At 53.6% G+C, this 15002-nt stretch carries 15 protein-coding genes; 4 read left to right on the plus strand and 11 right to left on the minus strand.

The features are described 5' to 3' along the window. Nucleotides 1-21 precede the first annotated feature (21 nt). Nucleotides 22-801 carry a TatD family hydrolase gene (locus MHH78_RS30735; protein WP_341169913.1) on the plus strand — a complete coding sequence of 260 codons (780 nt, stop codon included), beginning with the start codon at nt 22-24 and terminating at the stop codon, nt 799-801. A gap of 360 nt (nt 802-1161) precedes the next feature. Here the strand turns inward: MHH78_RS30735 and MHH78_RS30740 are convergent, their stop codons facing one another. From MHH78_RS30740 to MHH78_RS30775, 8 genes are all read right to left on the minus strand, one after another. Beyond that, nucleotides 1162-1437: a hypothetical protein gene (locus tag MHH78_RS30740; RefSeq protein WP_340943619.1), complete on the minus strand. Its 276-nt coding sequence runs from the start codon at nt 1435-1437 to the stop codon at nt 1162-1164. A 72-nt stretch (nt 1438-1509) separates the two neighbouring features. Next, nucleotides 1510-2076, minus strand: coding sequence for a histidine phosphatase family protein (locus MHH78_RS30745; protein ID WP_341169914.1), 567 nt, complete (start codon nt 2074-2076; stop codon nt 1510-1512). Between the two features lie 48 nt (nt 2077-2124). Next, nucleotides 2125-3408 (minus strand): MFS transporter, encoded by a 1284-nt coding sequence (locus MHH78_RS30750; RefSeq protein WP_341169915.1) that lies wholly within the window; start codon nt 3406-3408, stop codon nt 2125-2127. Nucleotides 3409-3490: 82 nt separating this feature from the next. Further along, a complete protein-coding gene (locus MHH78_RS30755) occupies nt 3491-4645 on the minus strand; it encodes a winged helix-turn-helix domain-containing protein (RefSeq protein WP_341169916.1) in 1155 nt (384 codons plus the stop codon). 211 nt (nt 4646-4856) lie between these two features. Then, a complete protein-coding gene (locus MHH78_RS30760; RefSeq protein WP_341169917.1) occupies nt 4857-5609 on the minus strand; it encodes a YjgB family protein in 753 nt (250 codons plus the stop codon). Between the two features lie 120 nt (nt 5610-5729). Further along, complete coding sequence (locus tag MHH78_RS30765) at nt 5730-6299, minus strand: RDD family protein (protein WP_341169918.1); 570 nt, start codon at nt 6297-6299, stop codon at nt 5730-5732. A gap of 115 nt (nt 6300-6414) precedes the next feature. Further along, nucleotides 6415-7020: a cytidylate kinase family protein gene (locus MHH78_RS30770; protein WP_341169919.1), complete on the minus strand. Its 606-nt coding sequence runs from the start codon at nt 7018-7020 to the stop codon at nt 6415-6417. Between the two features lie 122 nt (nt 7021-7142). Beyond that, on the minus strand, nt 7143-8048 hold the full coding sequence (locus tag MHH78_RS30775; protein WP_341169920.1) for a L,D-transpeptidase family protein: 906 nt from the start codon (nt 8046-8048) through the stop codon (nt 7143-7145). A gap of 257 nt (nt 8049-8305) precedes the next feature. Between MHH78_RS30775 and MHH78_RS30780 the strand changes: the two genes are divergently transcribed. After that, the gene (locus MHH78_RS30780; protein ID WP_341169921.1) at nt 8306-8863 is read left to right on the plus strand and encodes a hypothetical protein; all 558 of its coding nucleotides are present in this window, start codon (nt 8306-8308) and stop codon (nt 8861-8863) included. Nucleotides 8864-9000: 137 nt separating this feature from the next. On the opposite strand, the gene MHH78_RS30785 is transcribed toward MHH78_RS30780, so the two are convergent. Then, a complete protein-coding gene (locus MHH78_RS30785; RefSeq protein WP_341169922.1) occupies nt 9001-9984 on the minus strand; it encodes a sugar kinase in 984 nt (327 codons plus the stop codon). Next, entirely contained in the window at nt 9981-11036 is a 1056-nt protein-coding gene (locus MHH78_RS30790; RefSeq protein WP_341169923.1) for an SPFH domain-containing protein, read from the minus strand. The genes MHH78_RS30785 and MHH78_RS30790 overlap by 4 nt, the downstream gene beginning before the upstream one ends. A 283-nt stretch (nt 11037-11319) precedes the next feature. Between MHH78_RS30790 and MHH78_RS30795 the strand changes: the two genes are divergently transcribed. Both MHH78_RS30795 and MHH78_RS30800 read left to right on the plus strand, forming a co-directional pair. Continuing rightward, entirely contained in the window at nt 11320-12303 is a 984-nt protein-coding gene (locus MHH78_RS30795; RefSeq protein WP_341169924.1) for an ABC transporter substrate-binding protein, read from the plus strand. A gap of 134 nt (nt 12304-12437) precedes the next feature. Further along, nucleotides 12438-14111, plus strand: coding sequence for a helix-turn-helix domain-containing protein (locus MHH78_RS30800; protein ID WP_341169925.1), 1674 nt, complete (start codon nt 12438-12440; stop codon nt 14109-14111). Here MHH78_RS30800 and MHH78_RS30805 read toward each other — a convergent pair. Next, nucleotides 14108-14803, minus strand: coding sequence for a copper homeostasis protein CutC (locus MHH78_RS30805; protein WP_341169926.1), 696 nt, complete (start codon nt 14801-14803; stop codon nt 14108-14110). The genes MHH78_RS30800 and MHH78_RS30805 overlap by 4 nt on opposite strands. Nucleotides 14804-15002 lie beyond the last annotated feature (199 nt).

The raw sequence follows: 15002 nt of genomic DNA on the forward strand, positions 1-15002 counted from the left end.
TGCCGGGGAAGGAGCTTAGCCATGATTGATGCCCATATTCATCTAGATCAATATGAGGATCACATAGTGTCCTCGCTGCTGGAGGGACTGCCAGAGCAGCGCATTGAGGCCCTGATCGCGGTCTCCATGAACCTCGCCTCCAGCAAGCGTACCCGGGAGCTCGCAGCCGGATATCCCGGCCTGGTGAAGCCGGCTTACGGCTTCCATCCCGAGCAGCCGCTGCCTGCGGAGGAAGAGCTGAATACGCTGCTGAAATGGATTACAGACCATGCGGACAATATGGCCGCTATTGGTGAAATCGGCCTTCCCTACTACTCCCGGGCCGAGGCTGTGGAGCGTGGCGAAGCTTGGGATATGGCACCCTATATTCAGCTTCTGGACAGACTTCTTGGACTGGCTGCACGTTTGGGAAAGCCTGTAGTACTACATGCCGTCTATGAGGATGCGTGGACCGTATGCAATCTGCTGGAGCAGCATGGCCTTACGCAGGCCCATTTCCACTGGTTCAAGGGTCCCGCCGCTACCGTTGACCGGATGATTAGCCGCGGTTACTACATTTCCTTCACTCCCGACATCCTCTACGAACCGGAGATTCAGGAGCTGGCACGCCGCTATCCGCCGGAGCTGGTCATGGCAGAGACGGACGGCCCGTGGCCGTTTGAAGGACCGTTCGCCGGGCGCACCACCCATCCGGCTATGGTCCATGACGTTGCTGCCGCCTGGGGAGCACTGCATGGATATTCCGTTCCAGAGGCCCAGGCCCTGCTGACGGCCAACACAAAACGATTCTATGGGCTATAGGGCTAGCCACTCTACTTAAGTACAGCATCAGACCTAAATCTGTTAAGGTACAAACTAAGCTATATACTTAAGTGCATTCCGTACAACTAAAACGTTTGATTCACTGCCAAATATAAGTTTAGTTGTATTTCATACATATAAAATGTCTCATTATCCGGGATCTCGCCCACTCGGACAAATTTAGTTGTACAAACTACAGCTAGAAGAGCAAATCCTTCCTTTTGACTGTTTTTAAATGTACATAATACAACTAGCCCTGAATGTCCGCCTCTAACCCGGTCTTTAAAGAGGCAGCCGGTCACATTGGTCGGCTGCCTCTTGGATTTATTGAGTTATTGTTGCCTTTTAGCGTACTGACTATCACTTTTTAGTAGTAACTATTCTCAAAAATCTCCAAGTAAAGTAAACCATTATTCCAAGTAGCATTAAACCAGAGCATTCAATTACTCTCCCTAATGGACTATATTCATACCCGAATGTGATTTTGTGTTGCAAATAATCCACCGTCGTATACCTACCTGCAATGTCTGGAACATAGTTCTTTGTTAGATACATCCCACGGATAATCTGAATGGCATAATAAACACATGCAAATATTAGTCCAACAATTAAGCTTCGAAATAATGGATTTTTCATACTAACCTCCTTGTACTCCTCACCTCATTTTACCATTTTATTGTAATAGCGATAACTATTCTACCCCTTAGTTTAAAAAGGCATTCGCCGGACCAGTACCTCATCTTCTTCGAACTCCATGACATAGATATCCGGCTTGGTCGTCTGTAGTAAGAAGTCCAGACCGTATCCCGGGGCAAAATAGCCCATCATCAAGGACATCACCATGCCGTGGGTTCCGATGGCCACTCTTTTCCCTTCATGGGTCCGCAGAATATTCTGCAGCGCCTTCACTGCCCGTGCCTGGCACTCCCGGTTCGATTCCCCGCCCGACAGGGCATAATCGGGATCGGTGTACATCTTCTGGAGTTCATCGTATAAGCCTTCGTCGGATAGCTGCTGGTTGCCCTCCATCCAGACCTTTTCTCTAAGATCATCGATCAGAATGATTTCCTGCTCCAGTTGATCCGCCAAATCCGCAATCGTATCGACCGCCCGGATATACGGGCTGCTGTACAACACATCTATCCCTTCATCCTTCAGGCATTCCGTGACCTGCAGGGCATCCTCCTCCCCCTTGGGCGAAAGGCCGCGTGTCCATTCATCCACCCCGGTACGGAGCGAGTCTCCGTGCCTTACCATGTAGATATAAGTTGTCATAAGCTCCTCCTAATCGTCCATACAGAAATTAGTGATCCGTTAACCTTCTTAGCTACTCTCTACCGCTGGCTGAGCGGCTTCCGCTGTAGACCTCGCCACCGGCCAGAGCTGCCGTCTGAACGTCACACCCATCAGACCCAGGAGCAGCTGCAGTAAGCCAATGTTAACAAAAATGCGGGCCGGACCTGCATATTGCACAAGCACGCCGCCCAGCAAAGGTGCCACAATGAGTACCGTGCTGAGGACGGTGTTCTGAATGCCGAAGATGCGGCCGGTCATGTGCGGCGGGGTTTCTTTTTGCAGACAGTAATTGAAAGTAATCATGAATACCCCGTTGCCGATCCCCAGTACAAACCCGATCAGCAGCACCCAAATCAGAGATGCTCCTGGTTGAAGCAGACCCAGCGCCGCAATTGATCCGCCGATCAGGACATACCCAGAACCCAGCTTCCAGCCATAACCGGCTGCTAGTTTCAGCTTGTTCAGGATTAGGATGATTAACACAGCTCCCGCTCCGGTAGCGGCTACCATCCAGCCAAGCAGTGATTCCCGGTCTGGTGCGAACACCCGGAACAGGCTGGTGAATTGAAAGTCGACGACCTGAATGACCAGCGACCCGGCAAGTCCGAACAGCATCGTATTCAGCAGCAGCCGGCTGCGGAGCATGAAGCTCCAGCCTTCCCGCCACATGGTACGGAGCGAAATTTTGTTGTCCGGCGCTTCCGGCTGTTTGCTGTCTTCTTCCTCCGTATGGATGTTTTTTACGGACAGCAGCAGCAGATAAGAACAGCCGCGCAGTAAGGCATTGAGCAGGATGCACCACTGCGGCGTAAGGAAGGCGAGCGCCAGACCGCCGAGTAAGGGGCCGGCGATCTTGGAGCCCTGGTTGACCAGACCGTTGAGCGATGAGGCTTGCAGCAGCTGATCCTCCCTGACCAGACTGCGGGTCAATGACTGCTGGGCCGGCATATTCAGCGTGGACAGCGCGGAGCGCAGGGCCAGCAGCGGCAGCAGCCAGACCATGCTCGGTGCGAACAGCACCAGCAGGGTCAAGAGCGCTGTCAGCAGGTCGCAGGTACGCATCAGCTTCAGCTTGTTCATCCGGTCGGCGGCTACCCCGGCAATCGAGCCGAGCAGAATACTCGGCAGCGCCAGCGCTACCGGAATGAGGGCCAGCATCAGCGGCCCGGCCTGCCAGCGGTAACCGACCAGCACCTGAATCGCCAGTGCATCGAACCAGTCGCCGAAGCTCGCTGTGGCAAAAGCGCTGTACACCCGCATATACGTTTTGTTATGAAGCAGACTGTTTCCCTGCTTGGTTGATCGTTCCATCTGACACTCCTCCAGGTTACCTAAGATCGTAGATGAAGCTCCATCTATGATTCTAAAGTAACGGAGAATTGTCAGAGAATTATCATGGGGTCTCCAGCAGCGGCAGCAGGATGCGCTCCAGAGTGTGTTCTAGTCTGTCCAGGCCACAAGCTTCAAGCTCGGCCGCAAACAGGCTACTATACTTTCGGTCCAAGGTACTTCCGGTCAGGAACATCCGGCAAAAATGATGAATCTTGTACAGTGCATAGAAGCGCAGCGGCACGAATCCCGACATATCCAGCACCTGCAATCCCTCATTGATGAGCCGCTCCCCCTCTGCCCACTGTTCACGGCGCAGCTTCCAGAGTCCCTTCACTACCTTGTAGTTGCCAATCTCCCGCAAAAAGGGTTTGTCCTGCAAAATCCGGCTGACGGCTTCATCCATCCGTTCCAGCTCTTCATCTCCAGCTCCCGCTGAGAGATGGATGAACAGCTCTGTAATTACCGTGACCGGGATGAAATTCTCGAAGCCGGGTCCGGCGATCACCTGGTAGGAACGCTTCAGACGTTCCAGTGCTTTTTCCGGCTGACCTGCAAGGGTGTACATGTCCAGCATCGTCAGAATCTCAAGCTCGGTTTGTTCTGGCGGGTTCAGCAGATTCCGCGCAATCAGGCGCTCGGCGTACGCCACCTTTTCCCTGGGATCACCAATGAAGAAGTAGAACAGATTGAGGTAAAAGAGCCGGTCCTTCAGCGGAATCTCGTCCGTGTGGACCAACCAATCCAAATCTCCCTGCACAAAATGAACAACCATAGAATAATGCGGGTCCAGCTCGTAGCCGAGGATGTCCTGCTGGCGGGCAAGAGTGAGCATGGAGTTCCCCTGACCATAGACATGGAACTTCATGAACACCTCACGCATCGTGTCGCGCAGCTCCGGGTCATTCGTTGCCGGATTTACCGCTACGCCCGCAAGGCCGCCCGGAATTGCCAGACTGTACCCGAACCCGCGAATCGTCTTAATGTCAATCCCGCCCAGTAACCGCAGCTTCTTGCGCAGCCGGTAGATATGATCGTCAACGGTCCGTTCCACCGGATATTCCATCGGCCACACTTTATCCAGCAGCTGCTCCCGGCTGAAGGTCCGCCCGCGGTTACGGTACAGAAACTGTAGCAGCGCAAACTCCTTGGGCAGCAGCTCTACCGTTAATCCTCCGGCGGATACCTTATATTCATTTCCGTTCAACTCCAGATGCATGGCGGTGCCTCTTTTCTTCTTCTGCTAATGAATCCACAAGTCGATTATATCAGCTTGCACTTGCTTGCACGATATCCCACTCACCCTCTCACTGGCCTATTGTATTCGATTCACAAAAAATCCCCTTGCAGTTGCCGCTGTAAGGGGACTTTCTCATTACAATATTGATGTGACTACGGTCGCTCTATTCTGGCCACCTGTTGACCCAATTCTAGCCTGCCATATTATTAATAGAATCCTGCTCCGAAAACACGGAGATATGATCTACCGTTCCTGTTGATTCCGGGATGATGAATTTGAGCTGATACTGCTTGTTGACCTGATAAATATAGATGTTATGCTCGCCATTCACAGTAGTATCATCCGGCTTGCCGAGTACTTCTTCAATCTGCTCCAGTGTCAGGTTACGCAGGTCCGGGGCGCTGGAGCGCACATCGAAAATCTTGCTGCCCTTATTGAAGCCGATTACCACCTGCTTGCCTGAATATGTGGAATAGATCCCTTTGCCTGCCGATTCCTTGAGGTCCGGCTCTCCCCACGCGGCTTCCACCTCATCAATAAGTCCGGTATGTGCAGCATATTCGACGCCGGGCACCTTGCCCTGCTTAGCAAGCTCAAGCAGCTCCTTCAGCTGCTTGCTCCGTTCCTGCGGGGTGGCGGGAGCTACGGTATCTGCTTCAGCCCCTGCGGCTTCAGTGACCGTAGACTCTGATGCGGCTCCGGCAGCGGCTTCAGGGTCAGCAGTTACAGGCTCTGCACCCGCAGCAGCGCCGTCATCTTTACTAGATCCGCTTACCTGCGCACCTTCTGCTGCAGATGAAGCATTATCCCCTGTCTGCACAGTTGCTGTAGCCGCAGCCGTATTGCTTGACGATGTATTCGTTTTGCCGGAATTACAGGCTGTAAGACTTAGCATCGCACCAATGATAAGAATACCTGTGATTGTTCTAATTGATGTAGTCATGCTGCCATCTCCTTCGTTGTTGGAAACATCCTCTTGTGTCTAAACTGTACCCTATGACGCAGGGGCTGTAACAAAGGTTGCAGGTGCAGGCCTCCTGATCCAGGTATTATACACATTGCCTTATGCTATGAATTTTCCTGTCTGATCACGGTCCAGCGCTGTTTTGTTCACCACATAAGTTCGGGCCATCAGATCATGCAGCGCCCGTTTGCGCTGGGTGAATGCGACGAACAGGCAATCCACGATCACTACCCAGCCAAAAAACACATTTATATCGGCCGCAAGCGGACTCCAGTTCACCAGACTGCTTGGTATGGCGGATAACGCCTCGGTATTCAGACTCACAACCACTGCCAGGAAGCTGTTAACAATAATAAAACTATCCCTGATCAAAGCCTGCTTGAGCACAGGATATCTTCCATTCTCATCAACGATTCTTGCCCCCAGAAGCAGCCTGCCCGGCGTGCCTCCGTATTGGACGACCATAAATATATTGAACGCCATAAGCAGTACAAACTGTATAAAAAGCGGAAAAGCTGACCCTGCAGACTCTGCCGCCGGCACTGAAATCCTGGTCAGTAAATAGGTCGGTAGGATAAGAATAAGTGAGTCAATGATATTAATCAGCACTCTTTTCCAAAAGCCTACAAAATCGTATAAATTAAGTTCTTCCTCGACCCACGGCTCCATACTTTCACCCCTCACGCAGAAGTAGTCTCATCATTCATGTCCATGTCCATAACCCCGGCAGCACAATCAGCAGCAGCGCAACGGCAATGAGACTCGGGCCTCCCATATAATCGAATTAATCACTCGTTTCCCGCACACTCTTCCCCTGCACGTACCTGCCCACATACTGCAAAATCTCACGATTCTCCTGCACGATGATCCGCTTAGCCTGATACTGTTCGGTTAATGCCATTATCGCAGGAATACTCTCCCTCCTGAAGCCGCGGTTCCATTCCAGCAGCATCACCCGGAGATACTTGAACGACTGCTTATAATTCCCTTGCTCCAGCCCTAGCCTAGTCTTCATGAACCTGCGGATGACCCGGGCATCCTGTACATAAGCCTTAGGCTGAATCAGAAAAATCAGATCGGCTTGCCGGAAGCTTTCGGTTCCCCATTGGTAATGTACGCCCTCTATGATCCACGACTCGGCATCCATAGCTTCCGCGAGCTTGGCATCCCGTACCTCCGGGGAGTTCTTGGTATTGTCCCTGCGATCCCAGACAAAATTATCCGTTTCATAGCACGGGATTCCGTAACTTTGAGCTAATTTCCGGGCGATATACGTCTTCCCGCTCCCGCAGCCGCCTATAATACGTACTCTAATCTTCAGTCCCTCCCCTGGAAAATCAAGAATATAACAAATCTCTCTCATATTACTATTCTCTATGTATCCTGTCACCCTACTCCACCTGGTGAAACAGTGAAGCCAGCCCATCAATAATTGACCGGCTGGCTTCTGGGGCCGCAGTGTATGGCGGCATGTTGGTTGGATAATCTGGCCTTACGCAGAGCCCTGCTACTTTACAGCTTCACTACTCCATCTTTAGCATTCCAGGTGAACGGCAGGCCGAACAGCGGCGTTAAGCTGCCCAGCGGAATGTACAGGCGGCCGTCTATACTTTTGGAGGCTAGCATCTCCACTGTTTTCCCGTTCACTTTTGCCTTCGTGCTAAGCGGTTTGTGAACTGCTGTATTCTTGCCTACTGTGATGATGAGCGCTCCGGTTCCCGCCTCCTGCATCAGGCTTCCGCCCAGCAGCTTCACGGATTCACTCAGTGGAATGTATACCCGCGAATCCTCCAGCAGGAAGGAATTCTTCACCGGCAGCTTCTCCCCGCCCTTGACAAAAGCTCCCGCAATCATCGTAGATCCCAGACGGTAGCCGTTCTTCTCGGCAATGCCCGCCATCTCAAGCCCGGAGGTTGTAATGATGACCCGGGTATTCTTCTTAATCTTCGGATACAGCCAGTGAATATCGTCATTGTGCATGCGGATGCATCCGGCGCTGACATATTTACCGATGGAGGATTCATTGTTGTTGCCGTGAATGGCATAGGTGGTGCCGTAAGTGTCATTGACCTCCAGCCCCAGCCAGCGGTCCCCCAGCGGATTGGCCGGATCGCCTCCGGGAATCTTATCCTTGTAGTAGGGTCTGTTTTTGATTTTGACCACCATCTTGAAGCTGCCTTCAGGCGTCAGGCTTTTCGTTTTGCCGGTAGCGACTGGAAAAATCTTCACCAGCTTGCCATCGCTGTAATACGCCAGTTTGTTCGTTTTTTTGTTCACAATGATCAGATCTGAGGAAGACGATGCCGCAGCAGCCGACCCTGTGAAGCATGCGGTCAAAAGCATTACAAATACCAGTATTAGTGCGATGCTTTTGGGAAAATACGTTTGAATCCGGCTTACCTGTTCACGCTGACTCATAGTTGCCCCACCTCCGGGTAATGGATGATCCTGGATTGTCTTTTCTACATAGACGTTCATTTGCCGCAATAGTTGCAGAGCAGCCTGTACCTATTCTTATCAACTCGTCCTGCCCGGAGTGACGCAACGTTTGCAATATTGTAACCGTTCTGGGCGGAAGCGCCTCCCTTGCACGCCGAAGCATGAATATTCGCCAGCGCCATCAGAGATAATAAGCCCGCATGACCATAACACCCATCTCAAGGAGGTCAACTATTTTGAATACCAACTCATCTGCACAGATCCGGGAATGCGAGCAAATCGTTCAGCAGCTGATGGCACAGACCCAGCAGGGAACGCAGAATTACCAGCAGCTTCTCCAGCAGGAGCAGCAGGATGCCGCCAAGCTCCAGGAGCTTAGCCAGCATAACAGCAAGGCCATTCAGATGATCCAGCAGGCGCTGCAGGGCCATCAGACCGCGATGCAGCAGCTACAGCAGATCTCGCAGTCGGTCAGATCGATGGAGCAGTTCCCGCAGACTTCCGGCTTCAATACCCATACAAGCATTCCAAGCTTTAATTCCGGGAACCAGATTGGACTAATGCATTCTATGGGACAGAACCAGCCAATGGGCCAGAGCCACAATACAGGAATGGGAGGGTATAACTCCTCCTTCAGCCCATCCTTCACTTCAAACAGCCAGCCGGTGAACTCACTGCATAGCCCGATCAACGCGGGGATTAACCACCAACCGATGCATACGCCAATGCAGGCACCGATGTCCGCAGGCTCCTCCTATAACGCTCCAATGAACCAGGGACGAAGCTTCCAGTAGGAAGAGCGGGGAGCATAGGCAGCTTCGCTTGAACAGCTGTTTTGTATGCTAAAAAAGGGTTCTCTCAGACCGCAGCAGCGGAAGCTGAGAGAACCCTTTTGGCGTACCCGCCCCGCCATGAACGGCCCGCGCCTCGTCTAGACTACCAGCCTGCCGGTCTTCTCCGCGAGCCCAACCGTCGCTTCCACCCCGGAGTTGAACTCCAGATAATCGCTCTCCACTCCATCGCTGAAGATCACGCCATCCTCTGGCATCTGCGACGTAATGCGCAGCGGCAGACTGCTGCTAATTCTCCCGAATACCAGCTCTGCTGAAGTTGTCCGGCTTGGAAAAGGCTCCCGCACAGTGAAATACAGCTCCGGATGATTCCAGGCCAGCCCGCTGCCCGCACTGACTGCGGCAACCTCCGCAGACACCCGGGCTGTCCGTTCAGCAGCTGCATCCTGCATTTGTGCGGCACGGCTGACGATACCTGCGGCTCCGGCGAGCACACTCTTGAGCCAGCCCGTGGAGCCCAGGCCGGTCGAGACAATGATGCCGCTGGAGGACTGCTGCTCCAGCTGGCCGTTCAGCTCCAGCTGATACCGGGCCGAGACATGGGTCCGGCGGCCGATGAACAGGTCGTTCACCCCGTACAGACTCTGCCCGTCATTCAGCTCCACCTTGGCAAGGGTAACCTCACGGACCTGGCGCTGGGCGCGCAGCACCTCACTCACCACTTGCCGCACCTCCTTGACTCTGAAGGGCAGCAGCACGCCATCCCAGCGCAGCGGGTCAGGATTCACTCCGATCAGCGGCTGCTCCTGAAGGTATTTCAGCGTATTGGCAACCAGACCGTCCTGGCCCAGGACCACTACGGTATCCTCAGCCCCGAAGATGAAATTCGGCACATGCTGCCGCTCCAGCACCTGGAGCCGGCCGATGGCGCTGAGCTCGGTCACTGCGGTCTCCACCGCCTTGCGGTATTGGAAATCCTCGCTTAAGTAGTCGCTGAAATCGGCTCCCAGCCGTTCAATATAGAACTGGGCCTGCTGGATTGTGTTGTAGCGGACCACCAGCTCCTCCAGGCGTGTCTTGCGCTTGATCAGTATGATTTTGTTCTCCGAACCCCGGCTGCTCATCGTCCGTTACCTCCTCTTTCTCCTCCGGCTCCACCTCCTGCCGAGCCGGCCATGATTCCTTGCAGCAGATCCGGTGTAATGTTAAGCTGGCCGATCTTCCCGGCATTCACCGCCAGCTCCTGGAAGGCGATGGCGATCAGCTTATCCGGGTTCATGCCGACATTCGTCAGCGCCTGCAGGACGTTAGGCGATACATTTTGCAGCGAATTCATTACCGCCGTCAGCTCGTAAGCCTTGGCATCCGCTTCGGCTCTCTTATTCGCTATGGCCAGCTCAATCAGCGCCTGCTTCTTCTCCTCCAGCTCCGTATCAAAAATCAGCTGCTCTTCCTTCATCTCATTCTGCTTCTGCTTCGCTGACCGGTCAGAATCAAGCAGCGCCTCACGCATCTGTCTCTTCTTCGTCTGAACGGCGATCTCCGTATTCAGCTCATTCTCCTTCACCCGCCGCTCCTGCTCAATCGAAGCATTGCGCCGCTCATATAGCGCGTTATCCGCATTACGGAGCATCTCCTCTCTGGCCTGCGCTTCCAGGGCCCGTAGCGTCTCCTTATTCGGTACAATCGCCAGAATGGACAGGCCCATCAGCTCAATACCCAGCTTCTCAATCTCAGCACTCTGGCCGATTTCATGGGTAATCATCTTGGCAAGACGTTCACTCGACTGGATTGCCTCCTTCAGCGGGAGCTGCCCGAGCTGCTTCTTGGTCAGGACCTTGGCGATATTAATCACCCGCTGGGCCAGCTTGTGCGGATCGTCGGAGAGATAGGTGTTCTTTTTGAGATTATAGGTGTAGTTGAGGATCTGGGTGGTCTTGCGGTAATCGACAATCCGGTAGGTCAGCTGCCCCTGGACGGTTACCGTCTGATAGTCCGCCGTAATTTCCTCGAACATGAATGGAACATCGATTGAGGAGACAGGCACGACAACCACCGAAGTTGTCGGCGCATAATAATGAAAAGAAAGCCCGACCCCTTCACGCACTACCTTGCCATTCTTCACCTTGAGCACATAATCACTAGGCTGAAATTTCACGAACCGGAATCCAAACATGATCATTACCTCCTAGGGGGTGTATTCTGAGTCATCTGTTGAGCAAAGGTGAACTCAGTTATTAATTAATTGTTATTATTAATTTGTTATTAACAACATCATAGCAGACCTCATTGATATTATCAATATGTTATTAACAAAACAGGTAAAAAAATATTGTACATATTCAAATCCTGCCTCGTGTTTTGTCCATTGAGTAACAACTGGCTATAATTTATGATGGTCTAAACGATAATGATTATCATTATTGGTAATCACAATACCTTTGGGAGGCATACATACAATGTACAAGACTCGACAACCCTTCGCTATCCTGGGCATGCTCTTCCTGATGGGCACTTTACTGCTCGCCTGCAGCAGCAATAAGAATAATCAGGGGAGTAGTGCAGCAACCACCGCACCTGACGCGCAAGCCACTGCTGAAGCTGCAGCTACCACCCGTTCACACACGGATTACAAAGGCCATACGGCGGAGATTCCAGTGAATCCGCAGCGGATTATCTATTCCGGAGAAACGTATGGCGATCTGCTGGCACTTGGTGTACAAGCCATCGGCTATCCGCTCTCCATGGGGGAGGGCCAGGTCTTCGAGGACAAGCTGACCGGAATTGCAGATGTCGGGTTCCCGATCAATCTGGAGAAGACGCTGGAGCTTCAGCCCGATCTGATTATCTACGCCGGTATTGATGAAGCTGATTACGACGCTCTCTCCAAAATCGCTCCAACGATTATCTTCGATACCTTCGCCCCCCTGAAGGAGCGGATGCTGGATATTGGAGATATTTTAGGCAAGAAGCAGGAAGCGGAGACTTGGCTGGCCCAGTATCAGGCGAAGGAGGATGCGATGTGGGCCCAGCTTAAGGCTTCGGGGATGAAGGACGGTGAGACCGCTTCGGTCTTCACTTATTATCCGGGGGACCGGCTGTTCGTAATGGCAACGACGGGCCTCTCGCAGGTACTGTACGGAGAGCAAGGCTTCAAGCCTACCCCGGCTATTCAAAAGGTGCTGGATGCCGATATGGGCTTCCAGGAAATCTCACTGGAAGTGCTCCGGGAATACGCCGGAGATCGTATCTTCCTGCTGACTCCGGTAGCAGACGAAGCCAAGCAATCGACCGGCAATCTGCCGAAGAGCGCGGTGTGGAACAGCCTGCCTGCCGTTAAGAACGGCTACGTCTACACGCAGGACATCACGAAGACCTCCAGTGATGCTACCACCAGAGAGTGGCTGCTCGGCGAGATTCCTACCATGCTGGGCAAGCAATAATTCCGGGGCAGACAGACTGAAAAGCAGCTTATCAACGCCTGTTGATAAGTTGCTTTATTTTATATACAATATTGTTTATTGATAATCGTTCTCAATATAATTCAATTCTAAGCTGCCTGAAAGGAGTGCCTGCCTTGCGCGAGCCTGACCACGACCACCTGTCTGCACTCCCGTCCGCCCCTCTCCGTTCCCTGCTGTTTCAATTCAGAAGCATTGAACTGGTGATGCAGAGCGCTGACACTATATCGGGTGTGCAGACAGCGGAGCAGCATACGCTCCTGCTGTTTACGGGCGGGCGCGGTGAACTCGGAATCACTGAGCAGACCTCACTCTCTGTGCATGCGGACAAGTGCTGTCTGCTGCCTCCCGGAACCTCATACAGTCTGGATAACCAGGAGCTGACGCTTTATTTTTATGTGTTGACTTTCGCCGCTTTGACTACAGGGGATTCCCCTGCGTTCTACGTAGATGAACTGCTCCCGGGGCAAAAAGAGCTGATTGTCCACCCCTTCACCAGAGTGATCCGGCTGGCGGAAGAGCTGCTTGCGCATCATAACGGCAGGGATGAGCTCCAGCATGTCAGACAACAGCTCCAATTCCAAGAGCTGCTGCTCCTGCTGCTTGAACAGAACTACTCCACCCGCCAGCTGCCAAGTCCGGCGCAATCGGTGGAGAGTACGATACACTTCATGCAGCAGCATTATAGGGAGAGTATCACGGTGAAGCAGCTCGCGGAGATGGCTGGTGTCTCCCCCTGGCAATACACTCCGATCTTCCAGAAACTGACCGGCCAGCGCCCGCTCGATTATCTGACCGATGTGCGCATTGGGCACTCGAAGACTTATCTGCTTGAAGCCGCCGAGCCGCTGCGCGAGATTGCCCTGCGGGTAGGCTTCTCCGACGAATACTACTTCAGCCGCCGCTTCCGGCAGAAGACGGGAATGACTCCCGGGCAATATGCCCGGTCACAGCAGCGCCGGATTACGGTCACGGACTGGACCGGACATTCGGTGGACATCCCGGAGCGTCCGAAGCGTGTTGTCTACCACGGGGAGACACTGGGCGATATGCTGGCGCTGGGGGTGAAGCCTGTCGGCGGTGACGAAGCGTTCGCCCGGGGCAGCGTCTATAGCCACCGGATCAAGCGTTTAGCTAATGTCGGATTTCCGCTGGACCCGCAGCTGACCCGGTCCATCCGGCCTGACCTGATTATCCTCGCAAGCCCGGATGAACAGATCTACCGGGGTGTATCCGGCATCGCCCCAACACTCACCTTCGACTCCTTCGCACCGCTGGAGCAGCGGCTGCGGATTCTTGGAGAGTGGCTCGGGAAGCAGCGCGAAGCTGAGGTCTGGCTGCAGGCCTATCATGCCAAGAACGCAGCCATGTGGCAGCATCTGTACGCCGGGGGACTCTTGAAGGGTGAAACAGCTTCGGCGCTGTTCTATGACCATGGCAACCATCTATACGCCATGGGAATGACCGGCTTGTCCACGGCCTTGTATGCCCCTGGCGGCCTGCAGCCGACAGCGGAGATCAAGGACATTCTGGACAAGGATCTGGGGTTCCGCGAAGTGGACCCGGCGATGCTGCACAGCTACGCAGGGGACCGTGTGTTCATGCTGATTCCAGAGCGGGAGGACTCCCGGGAGGCCATGGAGCAGCTGCTCCAGACGGAGCTCTGGAGCAGTCTGCCTGCCGTGGAGCAGGGCCATGCCTATATGCTGGATGGAGCCAAATGGAATTCCGGCGATGCGCTGACCCGGGAGCGGCTGCTGACGTTGCTGCCCAGACTGCTGGGCCTCTAATAGGGCTTGAGAAGCGCACGGATGGCTTCAAGCCGCTCCGGGTCAATGGGCTTCAGCGGATCGCCCTCCTCCCTGACCGCCGATCCGAAGTGTACCCGGCGGACTCCGGTCCTTGTAACGAAATCCTTCAGATCTGCGGCGTTCAGACCGCTGCCTGCCAGGATGGAGAGCGAAGAATCGGCAGACAGCCGTTCCAATACGGCGAGCCTTACCATACCGCCGGGTGTATTGGCCGCAGCAGTCCCGCCGGAGGTCAGGATATCGGTAATCTGCGGATACCGCTTCAAGACCTCAAGGGCTTCAAGCTGGTCCTGCACCTCGTCGAACGCACGGTGGAAGGTAACCTCCATCCCCCCTGCCCGCTCCAGCAGCCGATTCAGCAGTTCTTCATCTATTGTCCGGTCCTGGCGGAGCATGCCCATAACCAAAGACAGCCCGCCTACCCCGGCTATATGGCGGATATCGCGCAGCATGGTCTCCACATCGGATGCGTCATACACGAAGGAGCGTGCATGCGGCCTGACCATCACTCTCACAGGAATACTGACCTTCTCCCGGACCGCTTCGATCAGTCCCAGACTGGGCGTTAATCCGCCCTCCCGGATACCCGTGACCAGTTCAATCCGGTCAGCACCATAACGCTCCGCTATGACCGCATCATTTACTGTAGTTGCTATAACCTCTAACAGCATAAATTGCTGCACTCCCCTTCTTAGTCGTAATCCTTATAAACCGCTCTACCCTTAGTATAAAGATAAACATTGTAAATAGCAGGAAGATTCTTGGCTATGTCAGTACTAGACCTGCGACCAGGATTTTTCCCGCCTTTTGGAGAGTGTGTTCTCTGGATGAAGCCTCTATACTGAAGAAGTTGAAAATTGGAAATCCGGA

This window comes from Paenibacillus sp. FSL H3-0333, assembly GCF_038002805.1.
Classification (GTDB): Bacteria; Bacillota; Bacilli; order Paenibacillales; family Paenibacillaceae; genus Paenibacillus_AQ; species Paenibacillus_AQ silagei.

What these genes read in the sequence shown, in the direction of transcription:
- MHH78_RS30735 (WP_341169913.1), top strand. Translation starts at nt 22, where the DNA reads ATGATTGATGCCCATATTCATCTAGATCAATATGAGGATCACATAGTG.
- MHH78_RS30740 (WP_340943619.1), bottom strand. Translation starts at nt 1,437, where the DNA reads ATGAAAAATCCATTATTTCGAAGCTTAATTGTTGGACTAATATTTGCA.
- MHH78_RS30745 (WP_341169914.1), bottom strand. Translation starts at nt 2,076, where the DNA reads ATGACAACTTATATCTACATGGTAAGGCACGGAGACTCGCTCCGTACC.
- MHH78_RS30750 (WP_341169915.1), bottom strand. Translation starts at nt 3,408, where the DNA reads ATGGAACGATCAACCAAGCAGGGAAACAGTCTGCTTCATAACAAAACG.
- MHH78_RS30755 (WP_341169916.1), bottom strand. Translation starts at nt 4,645, where the DNA reads ATGCATCTGGAGTTGAACGGAAATGAATATAAGGTATCCGCCGGAGGA.
- MHH78_RS30760 (WP_341169917.1), bottom strand. Translation starts at nt 5,609, where the DNA reads ATGACTACATCAATTAGAACAATCACAGGTATTCTTATCATTGGTGCG.
- MHH78_RS30765 (WP_341169918.1), bottom strand. Translation starts at nt 6,299, where the DNA reads ATGGAGCCGTGGGTCGAGGAAGAACTTAATTTATACGATTTTGTAGGC.
- MHH78_RS30775 (WP_341169920.1), bottom strand. Translation starts at nt 8,048, where the DNA reads ATGAGTCAGCGTGAACAGGTAAGCCGGATTCAAACGTATTTTCCCAAA.
- MHH78_RS30785 (WP_341169922.1), bottom strand. Translation starts at nt 9,984, where the DNA reads ATGAGCAGCCGGGGTTCGGAGAACAAAATCATACTGATCAAGCGCAAG.
- MHH78_RS30790 (WP_341169923.1), bottom strand. Translation starts at nt 11,036, where the DNA reads ATGTTTGGATTCCGGTTCGTGAAATTTCAGCCTAGTGATTATGTGCTC.
- MHH78_RS30795 (WP_341169924.1), top strand. Translation starts at nt 11,320, where the DNA reads ATGTACAAGACTCGACAACCCTTCGCTATCCTGGGCATGCTCTTCCTG.
- MHH78_RS30805 (WP_341169926.1), bottom strand. Translation starts at nt 14,803, where the DNA reads ATGCTGTTAGAGGTTATAGCAACTACAGTAAATGATGCGGTCATAGCG.